This window comes from Shewanella sp. SM71 (assembly GCF_025653905.1).
In the GTDB taxonomy this organism is placed as follows: domain Bacteria; phylum Pseudomonadota; class Gammaproteobacteria; order Enterobacterales; family Shewanellaceae; genus Shewanella; species Shewanella oncorhynchi.
Genome location: NZ_JAKKRW010000045.1, coordinates 1 through 1,321, shown reverse-complemented (window position 1 = coordinate 1,321; position 1,321 = coordinate 1). Strand labels below are relative to the sequence as shown.

The 1,321-nt window shown below is 44.5% G+C and carries 1 protein-coding gene; it reads left to right on the top strand.

Features of this window, described 5'->3' with window-relative positions; all coding sequences use genetic code 11:
- Positions 1-102: 102 nt before the first annotated feature.
- The gene (locus tag L5L97_RS22745; protein ID WP_263187185.1) at positions 103-1,305 is read left to right on the top strand and encodes an IS4 family transposase; all 1,203 of its coding nucleotides are present in this window, start codon (positions 103-105) and stop codon (positions 1,303-1,305) included.
- Positions 1,306-1,321: the final 16 nt, after the last annotated feature.

Sequence of the window (1,321 nt, the reverse complement as noted above, 5' to 3'; positions counted from 1 at the left end):
CTAGCGAATCCCCACATAAATTCGATGGGATTCAAATAAGTAGACACGCATGATGCTGTTTGATCTAATCAATTTCGCCAAAAACCTACTAGATCCAACATCATGCGTGATATCGACATATTACACGATTTACTCAAAAAACAATGCCCTCAAATACACCAAAAACGCCTTAATTCTCTGATGGTTGCTACTGAGTCTTTACTCGATGGCAATCAACTCTCGTTAACCCAGTTAGGACGGAACATAACGGGTAACGTTGCACCAAAACACAATATCAAGCGTATTGACCGACTGCTCGGAAATCTACATGTTGTCAAAGATAAGTTCGCTATTTATCAATGGCATGCACAGTATCTCTGCGGCTCAAATCCGATGCCCATTATTCTTGTGGATTGGTCTGATGTGCGCGAACAACTGCGAATGATGACCTTACGCGCATCAATCAGTGTTAAAGGTCGCTCCATTACGTTGTACGAACGCACTTTTCTGTTTGAAGATTACAATGCCCCACGCAGTCATAACGCTTTCTTAGCTGAGCTTGCTAACGTATTGCCGCCAGGATGCTGCCCGCTCATCGTCACCGATGCAGGTTATCGCAATACTTGGTTTAGGGAAGTCGAGCGCCATGGCTGGTTTTGGCTAGGTAGAGTTCGTGGTGATGTCAGTTTTATGCTCAACGGCCAAACATCATGGCAGTCAAATAAATCCCTCTATCCTAAAGCGAATTCAACCGCGAAATACATGGGTAGCGTCAAGTTAGCGCGCAAGTCTCCGCTACAATGTTACCTGCACTTGTTTAAAGCTAAACCTAAGCTGCGTAAGGATAAGCGTTCTTCTAAAGCTGGGCGAAATCACACCGCACAAAAGAGTTACAGCTCAGGGAGTAAAGAGCCTTGGCTACTCGCAACAAATCTACCTCCGGACTACTTTGGCCCTTCAAAGGTCGTCGATTTATATGCTAAGCGAATGCAAATTGAAGAAACCTTCCGCGATTTAAAAAGTCCGCAATATGGCATGGGCCTTAGACAAAGCCGCAGCCGTTGTCCAAAGCGATATGATGTATTGCTGCTCATCTCTATGCTGGCTGAAATCGTGTTGTGGTGTATTGGGTTAGCGGCACAACACCTTGGATGGCAAAGATATTTTCAAGCCAATACAGTGAGAAAGCAGGCTGTGCTATCAATTGTTAGACTTGGAAAGGAAGTACGCAAAAGAGACAAATATCCGGTAAAGGAGACAATTTTTCGCTGGGCATTAATCGAATATATAAACTTAGTTCATGACGCTGGAAAACCTCAATTATGAGGGGATCCCCCAGCGC

Bases quoted from the DNA above. Each gene is read 5' to 3' on its own strand.
- L5L97_RS22745 (WP_263187185.1), top strand. From the start codon at position 103: ATGCGTGATATCGACATATTACACGATTTACTCAAAAAACAATGCCCT.